The sequence below is a fragment of the Coriobacteriaceae bacterium genome (assembly GCA_025993015.1).
Lineage (GTDB): Bacteria > Actinomycetota > Coriobacteriia > Coriobacteriales > Coriobacteriaceae > Collinsella.
Genome location: DAJPFV010000001.1, coordinates 2,247,244 through 2,269,150 on the forward strand (window position 1 = coordinate 2,247,244; position 21,907 = coordinate 2,269,150).

The 21,907-nt window shown below is 52.8% G+C and carries 20 protein-coding genes, 1 tRNA gene and 1 pseudogene; 2 read left to right on the forward strand and 20 right to left on the reverse strand.

The window, feature by feature from the left end; genetic code table 11:
- Positions 1 to 360: 360 nt before the first annotated feature.
- The 12 genes and pseudogenes from OIL77_09875 to OIL77_09930 form a co-directional block, all read right to left on the reverse strand.
- Positions 361 to 435, reverse strand: a tRNA-Val gene (locus OIL77_09875).
- 138 nt (positions 436 to 573) lie between these two features.
- Entirely contained in the window at positions 574 to 1,362 is a 789-nt protein-coding gene (locus OIL77_09880; GenBank protein HJI45706.1) for a DUF3825 domain-containing protein, read from the reverse strand.
- A 560-nt stretch (positions 1,363 to 1,922) separates the two neighbouring features.
- Entirely contained in the window at positions 1,923 to 2,189 is a 267-nt protein-coding gene (locus OIL77_09885) for a hypothetical protein (GenBank protein ID HJI45707.1), read from the reverse strand.
- A 243-nt stretch (positions 2,190 to 2,432) separates the two neighbouring features.
- Positions 2,433 to 3,251, reverse strand: coding sequence for a hypothetical protein (locus OIL77_09890; protein HJI45708.1), 819 nt, complete (start codon positions 3,249 to 3,251; stop codon positions 2,433 to 2,435).
- A gap of 92 nt (positions 3,252 to 3,343) precedes the next feature.
- Positions 3,344 to 4,399 (reverse strand): hypothetical protein, encoded by a 1,056-nt coding sequence (locus OIL77_09895; protein ID HJI45709.1) that lies wholly within the window; start codon positions 4,397 to 4,399, stop codon positions 3,344 to 3,346.
- Between the two features lie 476 nt (positions 4,400 to 4,875).
- The gene (locus OIL77_09900) at positions 4,876 to 5,175 is read right to left on the reverse strand and encodes a type II toxin-antitoxin system YafQ family toxin (GenBank protein ID HJI45710.1); all 300 of its coding nucleotides are present in this window, start codon (positions 5,173 to 5,175) and stop codon (positions 4,876 to 4,878) included.
- Positions 5,172 to 5,447, reverse strand: coding sequence for a type II toxin-antitoxin system RelB/DinJ family antitoxin (locus OIL77_09905; GenBank protein ID HJI45711.1), 276 nt, complete (start codon positions 5,445 to 5,447; stop codon positions 5,172 to 5,174). The genes OIL77_09900 and OIL77_09905 overlap by 4 nt, the downstream gene beginning before the upstream one ends.
- A 189-nt stretch (positions 5,448 to 5,636) precedes the next feature.
- The gene (locus OIL77_09910) at positions 5,637 to 6,749 is read right to left on the reverse strand and encodes a hypothetical protein (GenBank protein ID HJI45712.1); all 1,113 of its coding nucleotides are present in this window, start codon (positions 6,747 to 6,749) and stop codon (positions 5,637 to 5,639) included.
- A gap of 546 nt (positions 6,750 to 7,295) precedes the next feature.
- Positions 7,296 to 8,054 (reverse strand): hypothetical protein, encoded by a 759-nt coding sequence (locus OIL77_09915; GenBank protein ID HJI45713.1) that lies wholly within the window; start codon positions 8,052 to 8,054, stop codon positions 7,296 to 7,298.
- Positions 8,051 to 9,148, reverse strand: coding sequence for an ATP-binding protein (locus OIL77_09920; GenBank protein HJI45714.1), 1,098 nt, complete (start codon positions 9,146 to 9,148; stop codon positions 8,051 to 8,053). The genes OIL77_09915 and OIL77_09920 overlap by 4 nt, the downstream gene beginning before the upstream one ends.
- A gap of 175 nt (positions 9,149 to 9,323) precedes the next feature.
- On the reverse strand, positions 9,324 to 9,893 hold the full coding sequence (locus tag OIL77_09925; GenBank protein ID HJI45715.1) for a hypothetical protein: 570 nt from the start codon (positions 9,891 to 9,893) through the stop codon (positions 9,324 to 9,326).
- 187 nt (positions 9,894 to 10,080) lie between these two features.
- Positions 10,081 to 11,157, reverse strand: a pseudogene (locus OIL77_09930) (UDP-N-acetyl glucosamine 2-epimerase).
- Here OIL77_09930 and OIL77_09935 point away from each other — a divergent pair.
- Entirely contained in the window at positions 11,098 to 11,259 is a 162-nt protein-coding gene (locus tag OIL77_09935) for a hypothetical protein (GenBank protein HJI45716.1), read from the forward strand. The pseudogene OIL77_09930 and the gene OIL77_09935 sit on opposite strands and share 60 nt — an antisense overlap.
- Here OIL77_09935 and OIL77_09940 read toward each other — a convergent pair.
- From OIL77_09940 to OIL77_09965, 6 genes are all read right to left on the reverse strand, one after another.
- Positions 11,246 to 11,449, reverse strand: coding sequence for a hypothetical protein (locus OIL77_09940; protein HJI45717.1), 204 nt, complete (start codon positions 11,447 to 11,449; stop codon positions 11,246 to 11,248). The genes OIL77_09935 and OIL77_09940 overlap by 14 nt on opposite strands.
- Before the next feature lie 306 nt (positions 11,450 to 11,755).
- On the reverse strand, positions 11,756 to 13,138 hold the full coding sequence (locus OIL77_09945; GenBank protein HJI45718.1) for an adenylyltransferase/cytidyltransferase family protein: 1,383 nt from the start codon (positions 13,136 to 13,138) through the stop codon (positions 11,756 to 11,758).
- A 2-nt stretch (positions 13,139 to 13,140) separates the two neighbouring features.
- On the reverse strand, positions 13,141 to 14,202 hold the full coding sequence (locus OIL77_09950; GenBank protein HJI45719.1) for a histidinol-phosphate aminotransferase family protein: 1,062 nt from the start codon (positions 14,200 to 14,202) through the stop codon (positions 13,141 to 13,143).
- 128 nt (positions 14,203 to 14,330) lie between these two features.
- Positions 14,331 to 15,398 carry a Coenzyme F420 hydrogenase/dehydrogenase, beta subunit C-terminal domain gene (locus OIL77_09955; GenBank protein HJI45720.1) on the reverse strand — a complete coding sequence of 356 codons (1,068 nt, stop codon included), beginning with the start codon at positions 15,396 to 15,398 and terminating at the stop codon, positions 14,331 to 14,333.
- A 1-nt stretch (position 15,399) separates the two neighbouring features.
- The gene (locus OIL77_09960) at positions 15,400 to 16,962 is read right to left on the reverse strand and encodes an oligosaccharide flippase family protein (protein HJI45721.1); all 1,563 of its coding nucleotides are present in this window, start codon (positions 16,960 to 16,962) and stop codon (positions 15,400 to 15,402) included.
- The gene (locus OIL77_09965; protein ID HJI45722.1) at positions 16,962 to 17,813 is read right to left on the reverse strand and encodes a polysaccharide pyruvyl transferase family protein; all 852 of its coding nucleotides are present in this window, start codon (positions 17,811 to 17,813) and stop codon (positions 16,962 to 16,964) included. The genes OIL77_09960 and OIL77_09965 overlap by 1 nt, the downstream gene beginning before the upstream one ends.
- A 179-nt stretch (positions 17,814 to 17,992) precedes the next feature.
- Here OIL77_09965 and OIL77_09970 point away from each other — a divergent pair, with 179 nt between their 5' ends.
- Complete coding sequence (locus OIL77_09970) at positions 17,993 to 19,285, forward strand: IS30 family transposase (GenBank protein ID HJI45723.1); 1,293 nt, start codon at positions 17,993 to 17,995, stop codon at positions 19,283 to 19,285.
- Between the two features lie 464 nt (positions 19,286 to 19,749).
- On the opposite strand, the gene OIL77_09975 is transcribed toward OIL77_09970, so the two are convergent.
- Both OIL77_09975 and OIL77_09980 read right to left on the reverse strand, forming a co-directional pair.
- Entirely contained in the window at positions 19,750 to 20,913 is a 1,164-nt protein-coding gene (locus tag OIL77_09975) for an O-antigen ligase family protein (protein ID HJI45724.1), read from the reverse strand.
- The gene (locus OIL77_09980; protein HJI45725.1) at positions 20,906 to 21,907 is read right to left on the reverse strand and encodes a glycosyltransferase; all 1,002 of its coding nucleotides are present in this window, start codon (positions 21,905 to 21,907) and stop codon (positions 20,906 to 20,908) included. The genes OIL77_09975 and OIL77_09980 overlap by 8 nt, the downstream gene beginning before the upstream one ends.

Genomic DNA, 21,907 nt, shown 5'->3' on the forward strand with positions numbered 1-21,907 from the left:
GTAAGTACGGGAAGCTGACCAAACGCTGACCAAAAAATGGATGGGATGTGTTGAAAGGTTGTCACGAGGCGTGAATGTGCTGGTACGAGCTGTGAGCCAGTGGTCTTTTTCTCCACAATTGCGTATGAATCATGCAAAGAACTCATTGAAAGAGCGCGTGAACTATTTTCAAAATGTTCGACGACGTCACTCTATAGTTGGTCAACGAACGAAAATAATAATCAATATGTAGGAGCTATGAAGGGTTTGCGATCAATAAAAAATAGGACCCCATGCTAATAAAAATCGAAAATTTGGTGTCACCCTTGGTGTCAAATAGAAAAAGGCCAGAGGCTTAACACCTCTGACCTGTACTTTAGATGGTGGGCGATACAAGATTCGAACTTGTGACCCCATCCGTGTGAAGGATATGCTCTACCCCTGAGCCAATCGCCCGTCGCCTTTCGGCAAAAGAGATACTATCATAGCCGCGCGTGGTTTACCAAGAACTTTTTGCCCCCGATTTTAAATTCGTGGGTGCTAGCCAAGCCAAAACAACCAAAGCAATCGGAAAAACTGCAGCTAAACCACCCTTTATCGCTTGATCCACGAGGTTTCGGGTCGGCAGATAAGTCGCGCGTTGTTGTAGGCCATGTCGAGCGTGAGGCAGGTGCGCGCGGCGTAGAAACCGTCCTCGCGCTGGATGGTCAGCGCCAGCTCGGGCTTGTCGCCGGTCAGGCACAGCGGTAGGAGTAGCTGGATCCGGCCACCGTAGAACTGCGGCACCGCGAGCGTATAGTTGGCTGCGGCGCGGCGGGCGGCCTCGACGACGGCTCCCTCAAAGGCACGGCGCAGCAGCAGCGAGTTGCCCTCCCCCATCAGGCTGGCGGGAATGCGCGTAAGGTTTTCCTCGTCGCCCAGAATGTGGTCGATTTTGGAGCGGATGGGAAGGCGGTAGTCAAAGACCAGCTCGGAGGGGTCCTCGGCAAAGCGCACGCGGCACGGCAGGTACTCAAATGAGACCAGCATGGGGTCGCTCTCCTTAAAGAAGCCCTTCAAAAACCAGCGCTGGCGCGCGTCGGGCTTGGTGTTGGGCTCAAACAGGCTGTAGATGGTCTCGTAGCGACGCGTGTACAGGCCGGTGTTGAATAGGCAACGGTCGTCGTCGAACACCAGCGGTAAGTTGGACGGGGCGGTCCGGTCCACGTCACGCTCGGTCAAGAACACCGCGCGGCTAAACGAAAACGACAGGTAGTTTTTGAGGATGCGGTTGCTGGGACCCCAGTCCTCGGGGTCGGCGAGATCGACCAAGCGGTCATAGCAGGGCTCGGGACAAAACGCGAAGTCGTACACATTGCTGCACAGGGTGCTTGGGATCTCCATGTGGCGTCCATTCCATTTCATAGTTAGAGTTTGGATGCTTAGATTTTATACGTGCGACGCACCGTCGAGACACACAACGCAATTGCGGCGCAGCTCGTCGGCGAGTTCTGCTCGCGTGCGGTTTCCGGAAACAAGGTCCTGGATCCAGGCGTAGTGCTGGTTGTCTTTGGGTTCCGGGCTATCGGAAAGTACGATTGGAGCACTAGCGGCGTAACAGAAAGGTCCCGCCCGTCAACATCGGCAATCATGAGTTGACAAGCGTAATCATGGCTCAATTGCGGTTTAGCAATAGAATGTCAGGGAATCATCACCAAAGGTTTCGCGCCACTTGTCACAAATGTATCGATGGTTCATAGTGATTAGTTTTGAAAGATCCCTGAGATCCTTAGCCGGAATCTTGCTCTCGTTGTTCGCAAGTGTGCATCCGCCATTTTTAGTGAGCCAAAACTTAGTCGAGTTAGCAGCCGCCCTCTTTACCCCTACATGGATGTGAACGGGTTCTCCGTTTTCCGCGATCCAAAAGAACAGAACATACTGTCCAAAAACAAGAATTCGAGGCATTATGCCACCGCCGGTCCAGCTTTTTGCCGTTCTGCAAGCTCGAAGATAAACGGAGCGTTTGATCTAACGAACTCGGTCAAAAAATCCAGATCGTCAGTAGAAAATCCTTCGACGTTAAACCATTTGACCGCAGGTAGAAAGCATTCTGCATGGTCAAAACCAAAATCAACCGGGCGCTCGACGGCTACGCGAACGGTCCCGTCGTCTCGTGTTTCTGAGTAGGCAAACTGAGTGCCGTCATCTAGCTGAACATAGCTCCAAAGCATTGCTGCCTCCTTAGTGTTTATATCCAAGTATAAACAGCCGCTTAGATGCAACGTGATGCGAATTGAATTATTCCCATAAGACCTGAACTGCTGATTATTTGATTTGTTGAGTTTTGAGCTATCTCACACTTCAGTGTCTTTTTGGCATGAAAAACTGTCATTGTGCGATGGTCGGACTTTATGTCAAGGATCGTACTCAGATTCAAGCGCTTGCCTGCTTAACTGTTTGCAAGCGCTTGAATCCTATAGATTACCCAAATGCTGCTCAACAGTCTCCATGCCAACCTCCACATATTTTAGGAGACCTTGTATATTGTTGTAGTTCTTGGGCAAGCGATCTTTTTCAATACCAGTAATTTTGGCTAATAATTCGATTGTCAGATCGAGTGCGAAGTCGATTAGTTTTTGAATTTCGCTGCAAGTTAAAGGAAGTCGCTTAACTAGCTCATCATAATTCAGTGCTTCCATGTCGCTATGGGCGAAAACCTTATTTCGCTGATCGCGCAGCATGTCAGTTAGTTTACTGAGACCGTTGAGTCGTTTTTTCCACAAATTGGAAAGGTCATTAGTGGTTATACACACGGTTACCATTCCGTAATGATCTCCGAACAGTTTTTCATCTGAGCGTTGAGACTCAACCTCTTTGGGGTAAAAACGCTCCTCGTCCTCTGCCAATGGGTGAACGATTGGATTAAGCCTGTCAAAGTTTGGTCGATCACAGAATATAGAGATTGCAAGTGCGTCGATTTCAGCAGAATGAGACGAGACGTCTTCTATCAGTTTCCCAATACTGACGTCACTTTTGGTATCAAATAACCGCGCGCAATTCATGAAACAGGATTCGGTTAATGCAAGTTGTGTAAAGCTGAAGAAGCAGCCAGCGCAAATTACTTCATTCTCATAGTCGGAAGATGCTTTAGACAGTTCGCGAAGGATTGCTAGTTCCGTGTTGGCATAAAATGCCTCGTTGTACAGATAGCTGCAACGCTCGAACAGCTCAAGAAGGCCGGCGTCTAATTCTTTCTTGGCAGCGTCAACTGTATGATCTAATTCGTGGTTCATGTTAGATAAGTCCCGAGTAATTGTCGTAAAAACTATTTTACTAATTCGTCGTTACGAATATAGCCCTCTATATAGCCTATCGAAATGGTGCTTCAGCAGCGGCATGCGGCAGCTAGAAGCACTGTACCAAGCAGGAAAAGCGTCACGGAAGCGGCGATCCATTTATTGTCGGCAGTCTTGGGGAGTACTGCAGTGGTCGCGGTGGCGGTCTTGGGCCTGGAGGACGTGGACACCGTGGTCTTGGCTACTGTCGTTGCTGTCGTGGTTGTCGTGGCCGCGGGTTTCAGCGAGGGATTTGCCGTGGGCCCAATGGCGGGCTCTCCAGCGGTGGGGCTTGAATCGTCGGGAGACTTGTCCGTGCCATCGCCCGGCACCTCGCCCCTGTCGGTCTCCCCTGCCGGAGGCGTGGCCACATCGGGCTCAATCACCACATGCGGTGCCACCGCACCGGTGGCATCCACCACGCCGCTAGCACCAAAGGTCCCGCCAGCAGGCGTCACAAACCGTGCGGACACAAGCGACCCGCCCGTGCACGCAACACCGCCGTCGGCACCGGCCGCATCAAGCCACGAGGCGTCGACAGAAAACCGACGGCCGGCCGCACCATCGCCAAGGCCCGCGTCCTGCAGATACACGCCGTGGGCGCGCACGCCCGCTCCGGACCCGGCGCCCGCGGCAACGACGCGTCCGCCGCCGCGCACGGCCATGTCGCCTGCGATCACGCCGGCGACCGCCTCGTCAGTAATATCGGCCCCGTCCGCCCGGGCATCGACGGTGCAGCCGTCCACCACGAGCGCCTGCGAGACGTGGATCCCGCACTGCGAGCCCGTCGCCGTAAGGGTCCCGGCACCGCGAAGCGTCAGGTTGCCCCACACCTCCATGCCGCACAGCGTGATGTCCGCATCGGGCGCATGCGACTCCGTCACGGAGTTTTGCCCGGCAAGCGTCAGCACCAGGTCGCCGTCGGCGCCGATGGCCTCGCCCGCGTAGCCGTTGAGCTCCAGTTGGTCGGCATCGGTCCAGGCCCAGCCGGGGCCCGACACGCCCGGCTCGTAGTACGTCGCGCCCGCGATGATGAGGCTCTCCGCGCCCGCGGCATAAGAAGGCCCGCCCAGCAAAACGCATAGGCAGGCCATGGCGGTAAACATCTTGCAGTCCCTTTTAATGAGAAGGCAAATCGCTATAACCGAGTTTGTCCGAACATCGCGTAAGGCATGAGTCAGGTCGAAGGTGCTCATCGAGACGACAGGGACAGAGATGCCTTAATAGGTCGTCTCGATCTGGGCGAACCCCTCGTACCTAGGATCGACGCACCTCGATAGAGAACGCGGGGGCGCAGTTTGCCGCATTCCGCTCATCGACAGTGTTGGGCCATCGCTTTAAGGAACCTGTCGATGAAAAGGAAGAGTCTGGTAGCGTATGGCCACGCGCAGGATCTACCGGCGAGCACATTGCGCAACCTTTTGCAGAGCAAACCGCTGCCAGGGCCTGGTTTGGAGACGATATTCCAGCCTAGGATGGGAGGCAATCATCATTGCGCAGCTAAATCTCCAACAATGTTGAACAAATAGGATGTCATTGGCTTGAAATCAGGATAGCTTTGGTGGTGTCGATATTAAGGGAGCTATCGGAACAGCTCATCATGGCTGCCGGTGCGTTCAAAGAAAGCTACCTCTTCGTTTGATGACCATATGACAAGCCAGTCGCCAGAGTTTGCTACGTGACATTCGTTTCGCCCTGCCCAGTTGCCGCTTAGCCGGTGCATATTATGACGTCGTTTTAATATGTCCATTGACTCGGGTGTATTCTGTAGCACCAGGTCAATTAGCTTTTGAAGCTCGGATAGATCCCATTTACGGCGCTTTGCTTTTTTCTTTAAATCGCGGGAGAAGGCTGCAGAGAACTCTGCGGTTAACGTGCTCATTGTGCCATCGCCGCAGCGATAAGATCGGCGCCATTGTCAAAACGTCCTTTTTTGCCAGATGCAAGAAACGCGTCCCCCTCGCGAATGGCCTCAAGGCTTTCGGCATTGGGCTCCTCAGGGGCAAAAGTCAACGGGATGCGATGGGTGTTGACCATTTGCTTGAAGAATGCGCGCGTCACGGACGACAAATCAAGTCCATAGTAATCAGCCACTTCTGCTGCCTCGCGTTTGAGGTCATCGTCAACCCTAATGGTTAATGTTGAGCTTACCATTTTTGGACCCTCCAATCGTGTGAGTGCAACCTTAGTATAACGCACATACACTAGTAAATTATGTAATTACAATCAATTAACTAAGCCCTTTAGTGGTAAGGCACCTCATACATTGCATGCAGTAAAAAGGCAACGCTCCCTTTCGGAAAGCGTTGCCTTTAAAGCTTTTACAGGGCTCTTGTATTGCAGCTAGGTATGCCGCACGCCCCAACAGCGATATGCGGCACCTAGAAGCCCCAGTCCCAACAGGAGTAGCGTAAAGGATGCGGCGATCCAATTGTTGTCGCTGGTCTTGGGGAGAGACACGGAGGTCGCAGTTACGGTCTTGGGCTTTGAGGCCTTAACGACCGTGGTCTTGGTCGCTGTCGTTGTTGTCTTGGTTGTCGTGGTCGCGGGTTTCAGCGCGGGATTTGCCGTGGGTCCAGTGGTGGGCTCTCCGGCAGCGGGGTTAGCATCGATGGGAGACTTATCCACGCTATCGCCAGGCACAACGACCCCGTCGGTCTCCCCCGCCGGAGCCGTGGCGCCCTCGGGCTCAATCACCACATGCGCAGCCGAGACCCCGCCGGCATCCACCACGCCACCAGCACCAAAAACCCCGCCAGCAGGCGCCACAAACCGCGCTGACACAAGCGACCCGCCCGTGCACGCGATGCCGCCATCGACACCGACCGCATCGAGCCACGAGGCATCGACGGAAAGTCGACAGTCGGCCGCGCCTTCGCCAATACCCGCGTCCTGCAGGCACACGCCGTAAGCCCGTACGCCCGCACCAGAACAAGCACCAACAGCGACGACGCGCCCGCCGCCGCGCACGGCCATGTCGCCGGCGATCACGCCCGCCACGGCCTCGTCAGAAATATCGGCCCCGTCCGCCCTGGCATCGACGGTGCAGCCGTCCACCACGAGCGCCTGCGACACGTGGATCCCGCACTGCGAGCCCGTCGCCGTCAGGGTCCCGGCACCGCGAAGCGTCAGGTTGCCCCACACCTCCATGCCACACAGCGTGATGTCCGCATCGGGCGCATGCGACTCCGTCACGGAGTTTTGCCCGGCAAGCGTCAGCACCAGGTCGCCCTCGGCGCCGATGGCCTCGCCCGCGTAGCCGTTAAGCTCCAGGTGGTCGGCATCGGTCCAAGTCCAGCCGGGGCCCGAGACGCCCGGCTCGTAGTACGTCGCGCCCGCGATGATGAGGCTCTCCGCACCCGCGGCATAAGAAGGCCCGCCCAGCAAAGCGCATAGGCAGGCCATGGCAACAATCGCAATGTAATGACGGCTGGTGTAGGACTTTGCAGCAAACATACCCGCTCCGATCTTCGCAGGAGCCAATAGAATGTGCACCAGAAAATGCCCTGGTAGCAGCAGCTATTAGTTTAGCGAGATCGATGCGGGGGCAAAGAGAAATCGCGTGGGCAGTGTCCACAATTAGGTGTAAATCGTTTTGCCAGTCGGTGAAAGGAGGAATCGGCTTACGAATGCGCTACGAGAAGGAGGGACCCAACACGATGATTGTGACGAGCAGTACGCCGGTTCAGCAGTTCCTTACCACGGAACAGCTTCATGTCGAGGACCCTATGCCCAAAGAGGGACACGAGCCCGTCGGTCAGGATGCATTCGGAGGTCAACATGGCGCAGCCTGCACTGTTGTCGGTACCTGACGGTACCCATGTCGCGCCTTGCGGCGTCCCCGTTGACAGACATCGCAAACATCCAGGGTCGGAAAACGTTCGCAATCGTCTGGATCATACAGAGGCAAGTGTTGAGACTCGCTATCTTTGACGTTCGCTATGATTCCAGCTCCCCCGGCCCAACGTTATCCATTCCAGCCTCCTACAACAATCCACCGCCCTAATTACTAGACCGCCCCTCGTACAGCGCATCGCCGTACTCCCCGAACAATAGGTACGCTTTCTGGATTCTGCGCCTCTGCCTGTCCAGGGCCTCAAGTTCCTTGTTAAGGTCGAAAGCTCCAATATAAGTCTGCATTGTAATGCAATTGTCCACCGAGACCGTTTGCTCAAGCCCGCTCACCAGACTCTGCGACAAGTCATGCATGCTAGAGCCGTGCAACTCCCGGAAATGCGTCGCATCAGCGTCTTTGTAGAGATCGTCGTCAACGACATCGCACACCTTCATCCCAAGCGGAACATCAACACACTTCTTCCGGAATGCGTCATACCAGTCCCGTCTGCGTTCCTGTAGATACGAGTAGTCGCCCTTCGCGACCGTTGAGAGTTTGACACACCCACGGACAAGCCGGTCTTTGAACACGTTGGGTAGATCGCACGCTACCATGAACACCGGATGGACGTAATCCATGACCAATGTGTCCCTTAGAACCTTGTCGTCGACCCCCGCGACAATCTCCCCCCATGCCATCAACGACTTCTCGTAGCGAATCATCAGCCTGACCGAATCGAAGAGTGCATTGTTGTATTGCCGGAAGACCTCGAGGAATGTATCACCGAAGAAACCCCTCTTCACGGCATGGAGCGGAATATGCGAATCCTCCAGCACCATCCGATAGTAGAGCGCAGGGTGTCTCTCCACCAACCCGGCAGTCATTTTGGCAAAACTATCGTCATTCACCTCAGCCACTTCTTTCATCCAACGCCCCAAGCCTTCGCAAGATCCCTGTCGAAGCTCATAGGCTGCTTCTCAAGTTCAAGGACGTCAACCTGCACACGCACCGGGTACGTCGTCGCCGTGCCACTCACTATGCAGCACCCCTGCGGAAGCACGGGAATCATGCTCGCATTTGCGCTGTCGATGAACGAAACAGCTTTGCTAATCGCTCTCAGGTCCTCGTCGTTTACGAGTCTATGGATGAAGTAGTTGTGCATCTGCGAGAGAATCGTAGGCGATATGTCGGCCGGCCGTTGGCTGCACACGGTGAGGTACATGCCAAACTTGCGCCCCTCCTTGACGATTTCCTCGAACGTCTCAAGTCGGTAGTCGCGCCAGTTCTCGCTCTCGCGCTGCGACGAGTACGACAAGACGTTGTGTGCTTCGTCGATGACCAGGTGAGCACTGCTTCCACGCTCGTTTTGCCCGCGCTCCTTCTGGAACTGATAGAGCGTCTTCGCCACGACGAGCGGAACGATCTTCTTCTGCTCAAGGTTAACGTTGAGAAGCGAGATGACGGAGACATCGGATTTGAAACCGCTGATGCAAGGCTCGTAGAGCTTTGAAGCCTCCCTCAGCTCTGCCGAGTAACGCTGTATCAAGGGCGCAATGTGCTCACGAGTGATCGTATGAGAGCGAACCGCCTCAATAAACCGATATCGCGCGATGAATTCCAGCAGCGCGGGCCTGTCAGAAGCCAACGATGAGTAGTCCATGCTCTCATAGCATAAATCGGAGAAAACTTCAGGCACATCGGCGGGCGAGTAAAGTAGCTTCCTACTATCGCGTTTGTGGAGCGCATTGTTGTACTTCTGATAAACCTCAATAGAGTCAATCGCCCTTTCCAGGCTGCCTACATCTACGCCGGGGACAAGTGAAAAGAGCCTTACCAAATCCTCGCGCTGCTCATCGAAAGCGGGGCCACAGCCGCAATAGTCTTCCAGAAGCTTTCTGACCATGCCGCGCAGGTAGGCACCGGGGTCGCTCATTTCCAAAATCGCCCCGGCTTTGCGAATGCACCTTTTCAAAAACGGCCGTTGCGTCTTCTCGGTCGCCTTGGCCAACATTGCCCACATGTCCACATCAAAGAAGAAGCCAGGTGGAACGGGGATTTTGGCGCCGGCTCCCGTTCTAGTGCTTGGCCCGTAGACTTCCTTGTCATGACACAATACGGCCTTTGCAGTGTACTCGCCATTAAAGTCGATGAAAACGAACTTGCTGCTCCCGCATCCGGCACGCTGCCCGAGACAGTCAGTGAAAAGTCGACACAGCGTGTTCGACTTGCCCGAGCATTCTGATCTGTTTAAGAATGGATCCTTCGGCACCAGCTACTATAGCGTGATTTCGAGCATTGTCCCAAGGGTCATTTCCATCAAAATCGTTAATCTTGTCACGGAGATCCTTATGAGCTTCTTTAGCTTTACTAAGGTGAGTTGTATTTCCAAAAATTGACGACTTGCTCTCCATCAACCAGTATTCATCATCTTTTAAATAGAAACCGTCAAATCCTTTTTTGATCGACCCCTCTTCAAGATTTGATCCAAGACAAGCCTGCTGATAGCCGTTGTGCCCTAAATAAGCATGTAAGAAAATCTCAGCACAAGAACCGCAAACTAAGGGGCGATTATTTAGTTTTGATTCAAAGTATTTCGAGATTTTCGTCTTTGTGACTTCTAGCGAACGAGGGTCTTTAGGGCCAAACCAAATAGAGGGTAGGCATTGATTTAGACACTCATCGAAGTCGTCATTTTCGATGACGTTAAAATACGTCAGGTGAATTCGATCGGATAGCTCCTTTTCAATAACTCCTGTAAATAGCATCCGATGATCACCTGCTCTAGTAAATTTTAATCAATGGATCGTTTTGTTGCTTCAGGAACCTCATACATTTAGCCTAGGATTTAAATCTAATAAAAAAAGAACCGCCGCCTATCATCTTGATGGAAATAGGCAGCGGTTCATTAGTGAGTGTCAGGTTATTAAGGCCGTCTAATTCTCAAAAGAATGCCTAGAACTTCCTCCACACCATCTTGTCCACAACGCCGGTGTAGCTCTGGATGATCTTGACCACCTTGGTGGACACGGTCTCGTCGGCGTAGTCGGGAACGGGCGCCTCGGGCAGCGACCCCTCGGCGTCGAGCTCGACGGCGGTGTGGACGGCCTGGAGCAGCCCCTTCTCGGAGATGCCGGCCAGCGTGAAGCAGGCCTTGTCCAGCGCCTCGGGGCGCTCGGTGGAGGTGCGGATGCAAACGGCCGGGAACGGGCGCCCAATGCTTGCAAAGAAGCTGGACTCCTCGGGCAGGGTGCCGGAGTCGGAAACCACGGCGAAGGCGTTCATCTGCAGGCAGTTGTAGTCGTGGAATCCCATGGGCTCGTGCATGCGCACGCGCAGGTCCAGCTTGAAGCCGGTGGCCTCCAGGCGCTTGCGGGAGCGCGGGTGGCAGGAGTACAGGATCGGCATGTCGTATTTCTCCGCGAGCGCGTTGATCGCCGTGAACAGGCTCGTGAAGTTCGCCTCGGTGTCGATGTTCTCCTCGCGGTGGGCCGAAAGCAGCATGTAGCGCTTGGGCTCCAGACCGAGCTCGGAGAGGACATCCGAAGCCTCGATCTTGTCCAGGTTGGCACGAAGGACCTCTGCCATGGGCGAGCCCGTGACAGAGGTGCGCTCCGGGGCGCAGCCGGTGTCCCTGAGGTAGCGGCGCGCGTGCTCGGAGTATGCCAGGTTGACGTCGGAGATCACGTCGACGATGCGGCGGTTAGTCTCCTCGGGCAGGCACTCGTCCTTGCAGCGGTTGCCCGCCTCCATGTGGAAGATGGGGATGTGGAGCCTCTTGGCCGCGATGGCGGAAAGGCAGCTGTTGGTGTCGCCCAGGATGAGAAGCGCGTCGGGCTTCACCTCAACCATGAGCTTATAGCTCGCGGCGATGATGTTGCCCACGGTCTCGCCCAAGTCGGCGCCCACGGCGTCCAGCGACAAGTCGCGGAAGAAGATGCCGTTGAGCGTGTAGTCGTAGTTCTACCCGGTGTGCGCCAGCAGGCAGTCGAAGTGGCGGCGGCACTTCTTGATGACCTCGGACAGGCGGATGACCTCGGGGCGGGTGCCCACGACAATCAGCAGCTTCAGGCGGCCATCATTTTTGAAATGAATATTCTTTTCAATTATCTCCTTTCAGCTAATCGCGTTTAAATAAGTCCCTTGTATAAACCATTTCTGAAACATCTGCGAGCTCGTCGCTCCTGCGGTTGGCGACGATCACGTCGCAGCCGGCCTTGAAGGCCTCCAGGTCGTGGGTCACCTCGGAGCCGAAGAACTCCGGCGCGTCCAGCGTGGGCTCGTAGACTGCCACGGGCACGCCCTTGGCCTTCACGCGCTTCATGACGCCCTGGATGGAGCTCGCGTGAGGAATAATGAGGTTTGATTCATCGTAAGACAGTCGGCACTCGCGACCGAGAATAAATAAGAAGCGTCTCTTAGCTTATGGAGTAGCTGCAAATTGCTTTATATAGAGGAAGGGGCGCATTAATTACCGTTAACCAGCGCACTCATTCCTGATGATTATTTAAACAGCTAAAATTGAGTTTTCGCCAAAGATTCTGCACACTCTCACCAGACATTATTGAACGTCCCAGGGGAATACATAGCACGCAGCGAAATTTTGTCAGCTGAAAAGCTGAAGCCCTGATTACCTTACAAACTCTAAGTACTTTACGCTCTCGCCGCGTTCGAATGCGCCTATAACTTCACAGGTGGCTTTGGTGATATCACGATCAATGCCGCCTTCGCGGCGAAGTGCCTCTTCACCTGTGATGCCCTTTTCGACATCGGCGATCATTCTTAGGAAAGAAACCCATTCAAAGCGAATACCTTCCCCGTCTAGCTGATAGAAATAACGTCTGTTATCGGCTGGGTTCTCGTAACGGATTTCGAAATAATCAGTCTTCCACCAGGGCGCAGGAACATATATGTAGCCCTTTGTGCCCGATACAACTAGACTGCCCTCAGACTTAGCGCCTGAGCCGACCTTTGCTGTTGCCACGGCGTTTGGAAACTCAACGTCAAGCCTCGAGAACTCATCAAAAGTCTTGTCGTGTTTCTCGCACAAGGACGAAATGCGCACCGAGTTAGGTTTAGTACCTAGTATCTGGAAGATTGGCAATAAGGCCGTCGGCCCCCATGCCGTCATGCTGCTCCAAGCAGTGTCGCGACGCGTATCAAAAGGAGCGCGATTGGTCTTAAGATTGGTTATAGTGGCATCGACCGAAACGACCTCGCCAATACGTCCACCGGTGACCAACAACAGCATGCGTGCGTAGGCGGTTGAGTATGCCGTGCGCAGCGAGTCCATCAGCACAAGGCCTCGCTCGTCGGCTAATGCGAAAAGCTCACTGCATTCCTTAGCGCTCTTTGCGATAGGCGCTTCGCACATCACATGCTTGTCGGCATTTAAGGCTCGCTTCACCTGATCGTAATGTCGATCAGGATGCGAGTGAATATATACAATATCGACTGCATCCAGTAACTTATCGTATTCATCCGTTACAATCTCAGTTCCAAGTGGGCCCTCATCTAGCAAACTGCGATCTTCAACACAAATGCCGGCAACCTCGAGACCATTTACCAAACCGCACTCAGCAAAAACGCGATTCATATAGTCGGTATATCCAACTAAACCGCAGCGAAGTTTAACCGAACTTCGGATTTCCGTAGAAGAGACACCACTGGTGCGCTCGAGGTACACAACTTTGCAGTACTCATTCAGATAATCGAATTGGCCCTCCCAATCCGATCCCACAGTGAAGATATCGACTCCATAGCGCTTGATATCGTCGATTTTCTGGCCTTCGTACTCTTCGACGACAATCTTGTCCGCAAGCCCGGTTGAACGCACTGCTGCAATACGCTCTTCAAGCGATTGTTGAACGTTAATCTTGCCGCGTTGTTTGTCAAAGTCATCCGACGTAACGCCAACGATTAGATAGTCACCTAAGGCCTTGGCACGCTCCAACAGGCGGACATGCCCGCGATGAAGATGGTCGTAGGTTCCGTAGGTAATGACCTTAGTCATGGCTAAGCCTTGTCCAACTCAATCAGCGCTTCCATGAATCGCTCCATCGAACGCTTAGGACCAGTGGTAACCCTCAGGCAGCTGCCAAAAGCGCCAATACCGTCATATTCCTTAATGAGGATGCCCTTCTCGGCCTTCATACGGCGAACGATTTCTGAAGCATCGCCAAACGGCTTAATGAACATAAAATTGCCTTCACTGCTTCGATATTCATAGCCATTACGGTCAAGTTGCTCAACGAGCCACTGTTTGCCAGCTAGCTGATTCTCGATCATGGAATCGAGCATGCCTTCGGTTTCCATGATTTTCTTTGCAAAGAGCATAGCGAACATATTTACATTGTGGGGAGTATTCAGCTTCTGAACGAGGGCAACTCCCTTAGGCCATCCTGCTACATAGCCTAAACGAGCTCCAGCAAGCGAGAAAAGCTTTGAGAAAGTACGAGTTACAAATACATGTTCATGGGTAAGGGCATAATTAATGGAAGTCTCGGGGCAGAAATAATGATATGCCTCGTCGACAAGAACGGTAATTTGACGTCGTTCCGCTTCCTCGAAAAAGCGTGACATCTCAGTCTCGCTCCAGGCGTTGCCCATGGGGTTATTCGGATTAACAAGAATAAGCAGCTGTGTGTCATTACTAATCTTAGAAATCACATCATCCACCGTGATGGTTAGGTCATCCCTATAAGGAACCGGCACAAAATTACGTCCATACATCTTCGAGTAGACCTCGAACATTGCATAAGAAGGCGATACACAAACGATCTCGCCGTTAGGCGCAGTGAAGGCCTCAATGATGTTGCGAATTCCTTCGGAAGACCCGTTAACAAGCGACAGATGCTCGATGTCCGTACCAAGTCTTCCAGCGAGGAATTCGGTAAACTCAAGAGTCTCCGGGTACTGGGCCACCATTTCGGGCGTCACCCCCGAAAGAACCCCGTCGATGAACTCTTGAGATAGCCCCTCGGGGTTCTCGTTCAGATCAAGTCTGAGGTAACCCTCGCGCTTGTTCTGGTCAAAAATGCGGTGTAGGTTAACTAACCTCTCGTTGATGTAATACATGAATAAACACCTTTCGCCTTTGATTAAAATTGTTAAGGACTGTAACGAATGAGCTGTCTGTCGATATTTCCACTGAGGGTTTGCCGTGTGAGTGAGCTTTGCACTACAAGTGTCTAAACGAAAAGCAGTTACCGTCCATGTCCGTAAACCATACGAACAAGCTTCCAGGGAAGCATTCGCCTAATTCTTGCCATCAAACTAAGCTTTGGTGCCAGCAGCTTTTCGAATGCCAGCTTGTGGTCACCAGCAGAAATCGCTCTTTCGACCTCATCGGCCAGCCTCTCGTCATCAGCAGAACGAGAGGCTGGCTTGACGAGATTTGAGTTATTTGCAGCAACGCTTTCAACGGTTGATTTAATCCACTTACATTCATCGGCACAGCACTCATTAAAGAAACGCTCGCCATTACTAGTGTTTATTAGGACCGCGGAAACGCCTCGTCCGTCAGAAAAGCCGGGATGAACGGAATCGATGCCCCAATAATCTCCTATCGTGATGTCTCCAACACGTTCGAGTCTTGCAAAGGGACACTTGTAACAACACCTCCGATAGATGACCCCTTTCGTAAAAGCTGCGAAATATGGGTCATCACGGGCGGGCCCCAGCACCTCGTGTTTTCTACCTCGACGATAGAAGTAGTAATAATAATTTAGTCCCCACCCCATCTTTTTGCTTCTAAAAGCATAGCCATGGATGCCGTCATCGGCTTTATTCTTCGTGGCGAGCCATTCAAGATATGCAGAAAAAATCTCCTGCTTTGGTGTTCCGTGACAGATAAGATCGACGCACAGCAAGTTGTTTGCAACGACTTCCTTCGGAACTGATTTTTCAAGATATTTTCGAAGTCCCGCTATCTGGCATGGCGTACCGGAATATAGCACTACGGTGTTCTTGCAAAGAAGATGGGCACACTCTTCATATGTATCTGCAACGTTGCTCTTAACGTATTTAGATCCTTGGAGTTTACACAAGTCATCAATCCGCTTTATGCAAATATGACGGACAGTGCCGTTGTCGAGAAGGGAAGCTCCAAATACGGCACCACCAACACGAAGAACAGAGCGGGCAAACAAAGCAAAAGCGCCACCAGAAGCGGACAACTCAAGGCTTTTCGAATCAGAGTCCTGAAGTGCCACAGCATAACGAGCTTTTGCGAACAGCATGTCGAAAGAGTTCGATGGAAGTTCGTCTTGCAACCTAACGCCTCCTAACCAATAACATTCCAAAAGCCTTACGTCGCTCTTCCCCATCGAGTAGAAGGAGGGATAGCTCCGTATAACCGATTGCTGCAGAAATAAGACAAGAAATCAGAAAGCACGCCCACGAAGAAAACGGCAACGCTTTCGAAAGAATTGCAAATGTTGCGAGAACGACGAAAAGCCCCACAACTTCTTTACCAAGTGGTTTATAGAAACTCGATCCACGCAGACCTAACACATGAGCAGCATAAACGGGCTGAATAAAACAATGTCTAAACGTCATGAGAACGGAGCTGACAGAAGCGATTACAAAGAGGCCTTCAAGCTCTGTAAAAAACAGAAGGGACAATTCAATTGCGACGACAAGTAAGCTGAAGCCTAAAGTAATAAGAACTGATCCCTTTATCTTATTAGTAAGGGTATTGGCATAGTAAAGAGGCTCAACGAGCGCGCTCGCGAGTAACGAGACAACAGTCAGAACAGATAGTCTCTGAATCAGAAGGAGCTCCGATACGTCTCGCCCGGGAAGCCATAGTTCGTAAAAATGAAGACCATATGCAACAAAGCCCGCGAGCGGCACAATCATGACCGCAGCGGTGAATCTCATTGCAAAGCCAAACTGTTTAACAAGCTCGTCAGTTTTCTTTTTGGCATAAAGCTCGGCGCATTTGGGATAGAAAAGGCTGGAAAGACTATTTGAAACGGATAACAAAGCATTGGGGATCGTCTTAGCAACTGATAAAATCCCCATCTGGTAGGCACCAACAAAGAGATTCGAAATCCACAAATCAAGACCGGTAAGCAAAAGCTTGTTTATTGACTCGATGCTGACCCATAAGCCACTTTTGAGAATTTCGAGTACTCTATGAATTGAAAAACAGGTCGCTTTCACCCGGTATTCTGGAGCAATACGTCTCGTAGTCCAAATCTGCAATGCGAGGAATGCGACCGATGCGACAACTGCAGCTGCGCTGTAATACCACATATGTGGAACTACAGTCAAAAAAAGAACGCACAGCAACATCGCCCTTATGACGGAGGACACAAGTTGGGCAATGGCGTTGAGGTATAGCTGGTTCTTGATAAATGCGGCAATTCCGAAAACAACAACAACAAGACTAAGCGCGCAATTGAAAAATGCCAGCAAAATCATAAGCTGGAGATCTTCAACTAGCCCAGGCGAAACCGACACGACTGATTCGATATTTGCCGCAAGAAGAACGGATCCAGCCAACACGGCGACGGCCATTACACAGTTTGCAAAAAACACGGAGGAGTAGTAGGACTCCGCACCCTCTTGGTCCCCGCTATGGTGCGCAATCGTGATATAGCGACCTGCGAGCGAATTTAAGGCAGTAGTAATTACAGCCACATAGCTTACAAAGTTGTTAACAAGACCAACAAAGCCATAGGCTTCTGCCCCCATTTTCTCCAGAACAATCGGGGTCAAAAACAAGCTGATGACCATCTGAGCAACAATAACAGACACTTGCGAGATAAGGTTTATCGCAAAAGCGGTCTTGCCCTGTAATATTGGAAGCGGTTTGATCTGTTTAGTCATCACTCGGCAACGCCTCCATTTGAGAGATATGATCTCAGATAGTTGAGCGAGCGTAGCGACTCAGAGCTTCGAATCTTGTCTGAAGATTCGAAATCTGGTTTGATTTCGAGAACCTTGCCCAATTTATCAATTGAGCTGAGTCGCCGATCAGAAAGATTGAGTCCGTCCAGAAGCGAGGTTAGTTTCTGGACATTGCCTCCTTGGCCGTTTCGGTCTCCACGGGGAATCGTCACAAAAGGCGTATGGGTAACGATAGAAAATATGCTTCCATGGAAGGTGTCGGTTAACACATAATCAGCTGCTCGAAAATATGGTAAAACCTGGTCAGGGCGGCATCGAATATGGCGATCGCGCACGGGCTGGTCCTCACCTAATGCGATGAGTTCAAGCCCGTGGGAATGAGCAAATTCGAGAGCCTCTCTGCATTCATCCTCGGTAAATCGGAAGCTGTAGCCGTAAAGAATCATGAATCCACTCTCGTTGCAGGGAGACCAGTCTTCGTTCTCCACTCCACCGACGAGTACAGGATCAAGATGCATGATTGGGGCTTTTCCCGTAAGCCTACTTACAGTGTCAACGGAATTCGTGTCACGAACTGAAACCCCCTCGAAACAATTAAGGCAATCCCCTATTTCCCTAGCCACCCCATAGTGGTCAAGTTTTTCATACGTCGTATTGCCGAACGAAGCGGCATAGCTTATCACTTTACCTGCATTGGCGCGCCTCCCAAACAATTCAAGGGAGTAACCGATATTGGAACCAAGCTGGAGGCAATTAAACACTTCATCGCTGCCTATGACCAAGACGTCGCATTTCGTGTTGTAGTGTCGTCTATCTGTGATTCCAAGCATATCATCGCAACTAAACATTACGGAACGCGATGAGCCGGCATCCCCCTTGAGAGCCTTTTTTCCTTGATTATCGACTTCATCCGAACACCTCCCACATTCATCCGCACATGTGCGGATGAATGTGGGAACCCGATACCCTGAGGGCCGGACCGGCCGGCCCCGGAAGATCGGAGGACGGCATGTCCGGAAAGAGGAAGAAGGGTTCCGCGAAAGCGGCCCCGAGGGCCTACGGAAGGCTCACGAGGCACGAGCGGGACACGGTCCAGAGGATGCTGGAGCGCAGGGCCTCGTGCAGGGAGATCGCGAGGGAGCTGGGCAGGTCGCCCTCGACGGTGAGCGCCGAGGTGGCGTCGCACAGGTTCGTGACGGCGCCGAAGCCCAGGCGCGGCGAGCGCGTGGGCGCCGACACCGACCTGTCGTCGGCCTGCCCGCGCCTGGCGGCGTGGCCGCGCTGCTGCAACGGGTGCGGCCGCTACCGCGCGGTGGGCTGCAAGCGCCGCCCGCACGTCTTCTACGAGGCCCGCGCCGCGCAGCTGTGCGCCGACTCGGTGCTCGTCTCGTCCAGGCGCGGGATCGACGCCGACGAGCCGGCCGCGGCGGCGAGGCTGGAGGCCATCAGGGACTGCCTGCGCCGGGGGCTCTCGCCCGAGCAGATGGCGGCGCGCAACGGCGGGCCGGTGGACCTGTCTCCCTCGACCATCTACCGCTGGGTCGCGGCGGGCTACGACGGCATGACCAACATGGAGCTCAGGCGCAAGGTCGGCTACAGGCCGAGGAGGCGCGCCGCCGTCCGGGCGGCCACGCGCCACTCCGCCCGCAGGTCATACGCCGCGTTCCTCGCCCTCGGGGAGGACGCGTGCGCCGCGGCCTGGGAGATGGACACCGTCGAGGGCGCCCGGGAGGACTCGGCCTGCCTGCTCACGCTACTGCACCGCCCCAGCAGGCTGCAGCTCGCGCTGCCGCTGGGCGGGAAGACCGCCGGGTGCGTCGCGGCCGCCCTGGAGGGCGTCCGGGCGGTCCTCGGCGCCGACGGGGCGCGCCGCGTGTTCCGCGCCGTGCTCACCGACAACGGCGCGGAGTTCGCCGACGAGGCCGCGGTCGCGGCCCTCCTCGGCGAGGGGCCCGGCGAGACGAGGCTGTTCTACTGCGACCCCAGGCGGAGCGACCAGAAGGGCGCCTGCGAGCGCAACCACGTCGAGATAAGGAAGCTGCTGCCCAAGGGCGCCGGCCTCAGGTTCGACCGGCTCTCCCCGGCCGACATGGCGCTCGCCATGTCGCACGTGAACTCCGAGCCCCGCGGCGCGCTCGGCTTCTCGACGCCCGCGCGCGCCTTCAGGGCGATGCTCGGGGACGATGCGGCGGCGCTGCTTGACGCCTACGGCGTGGAGGATGTGCCTCTGGCCGAGCTCGACCTGACGCCGGGACTCATCGAGAGGGCGCGCGCAGAGAGGGGCGATGCCCCGCTGGCCTAGCCTGAAGGCAAAACGGAATAGACTGACCGACCGTCCGGCTGAGTCTGGGAAGAGGTGCCGGGCGGAGGGCGGAGCATGGCCACCGGACCCATCGAAACACATCTCCACCGTTCCTTCAACTGGGAAAACGGCGCCCCCGGGGCCCGGATGGGGCCTCGGGGGCGTTCGGCTAGCTGCGGGAACGGCCTGTCCGCCTAATGTGTTCGGCTGAGATCGGAAATCAACCGAGAGCCTTTTTTATTGAATGACCCAATGATGAGGATTTAAACCACTGTCCAACTTGCCTCATCTCGCATCGAAGGGTTTCCTTTATGTCCCCTTTATGCAAGATATCGGGCTCAATGTGATAGTCGACAAAAACCACCTGATGACCCAAGGATTCAATCATTCTTTTTAGTGAATAGGCTTGCAAGAAAGACCCGTAATTGGGAACTCGGTGCATTGTCATAATTCCAACGAGCATATTATTTCTCCGTAGCATCAAAACCGTGCAAAGCTCCGCAAACCAAAGCAATGCCAAAAGCGAATTGGAAGGAAAGGTTGATCTCCACAGATGAACCGAGAACCATGCAAAGCAAAAAGGCGTAAATGCCAAAAAGGTTTTTGTTCTGAACCGGTTTTCCGAGAAGAGACGTAAATAAACCTGCGAAATAGACCGTAGTGCCCAAGATTCCACACTGGGTTATAAGGTGAAACAATCCGTTTTGCGCGTTACCGTAGCCAAAAGTGATTCGGTAAATATCGGTAAGGTATCCCCACCCGAAAATAGGCTTCATTGCAACCAGATCAAAAGTGACGGCGTATAGCTGCTCACGTCCAGTCATATTTGGATTCTTATGCAAAACATTGACTACAAAATTCTGAAACTCAGGCATTTGGAATAGATTTGCTTGTCCCCAAATGAGAATGTTCAAAACAACAACAGAGGCTGCTAGAAACAAAGGGTTCGCGATAACGAATCGAGTTTTAGCGGGAACAAACGTCAAAGCAAGCATAGCGACCATCATCATGGCACCTGTGCTTGAGCCAGAAAAATACGACATAAAGGCGCCTATGATCACGATAATGCGATTTAAAGTAATCTTATCTCTGTAGCAAACGAGCATAAGACCAGAAAGCAGACAATGCGCGTAGGATACTATGAACTTATTTCCGATTAGGTACACCGTACTGGAATCAGAGCGATTGTAGGGCAAAACAACCATCATTAAATCGTTGAGTAAGATCGCAACAATAAAGATGACGAGCACGCGTTTCAGAACAATCTCGGTGGAAAGGCGACAGCACGCATCAACATAGACAAGAATGACGGCAACGATTCCCATTCCAAACATGAATCCGGAAAAGGACCAAGTCGGACTATGGGTATTAATCCAGGTCGAGTACGCCATAAGCGCAGAGAATGCGCTAAGGAGCATCATGACAATTGGAATGCTCTTACAACAAAGAATGTTCTTTAAGACAAGATACGCAATTAAGCCATAGCGAACCAACGAGTACGCTCCGCCGCCACTGCCATCCGTCGGAGCGAAAAAGAGTAAGGTCGCTAACACGATGTCTATATCCTTGATGGTGACATCAGCAAGAGTTTTTCGCTTAATGGAAACGGTTGCAGCATCATTACACATAGCGCTTTACCCCGTTTCTAACCTGACGGGCTAGCCAGAATAGGCGGTAAAGATGCATACGAGTGGCAAAGACGCGCGCAATTTCAACTTTTTTGTGTCCACCAAGCGTAACGTAGCTTTGGAAACAATGACGGAATAGGCCCCAATAAGCGCTGTAATCCTCGCCCCATTCTTTTCTCGCTCCCGGGGAGCAAATCATGCACTCAATCATTCCTGCCATTTGTGCGCAGCAATAGGAGTTGATGTCCATAGAAAAATCAGGCTTGTATTTCTCTACCCAAGCTGTCATCTCCCGACAGTTATGCATAACATCAAATTTTTTATGGCTGTAGGTTGACTTGCTGATACTTCCGGTACGAAAAACGTAGTGGTACAGACATTTCCCCACATGAACGACATCGCTACAGCGATCGAGCAGTTGCAAAATAATGGCTGCGTCCTCGCTTATGCGTCCATAGGGATAGCGGATTTCGTCAAACAGCTCACGACGATAAAGTTTATCACACGCAGATACATCAATAATGTTACCGAGTAAAGTCTCCTTCATAGCGTCTGCGGAATTAAACCTCATCACTTCGGGTGTTGTGTATTCATTTTTAACAGTGTCTCCCATATGCACATATCTACCACATGTGACCATAGACACTTCATCATCGACCATTCCGGCCAAAAGTGTTTCGTACATATCGGGCTCGATATAATCGTCGCTATCAACAAAACCAAGGTATTTACCCTCGGCAACATCGATACCGGCATTTCTGGCAGAGGACAATCCGCCGTTCTGCTTATGTATAACGCAGATGCGGGAATCACGGTCTGCCCAGGCGTCACAAAGCTCACCACTCAAGTCAGTCGATCCATCATCAACAAGAATAATTTGTAGATCACTGATCGTTTGACCCACAAGGCTCTCAACGCACCTATTTAATTCCTCCTCGACGTTATAGACGGGAACAACAATTGTTACAACGGGTCTATTATTGTTCATATTCAT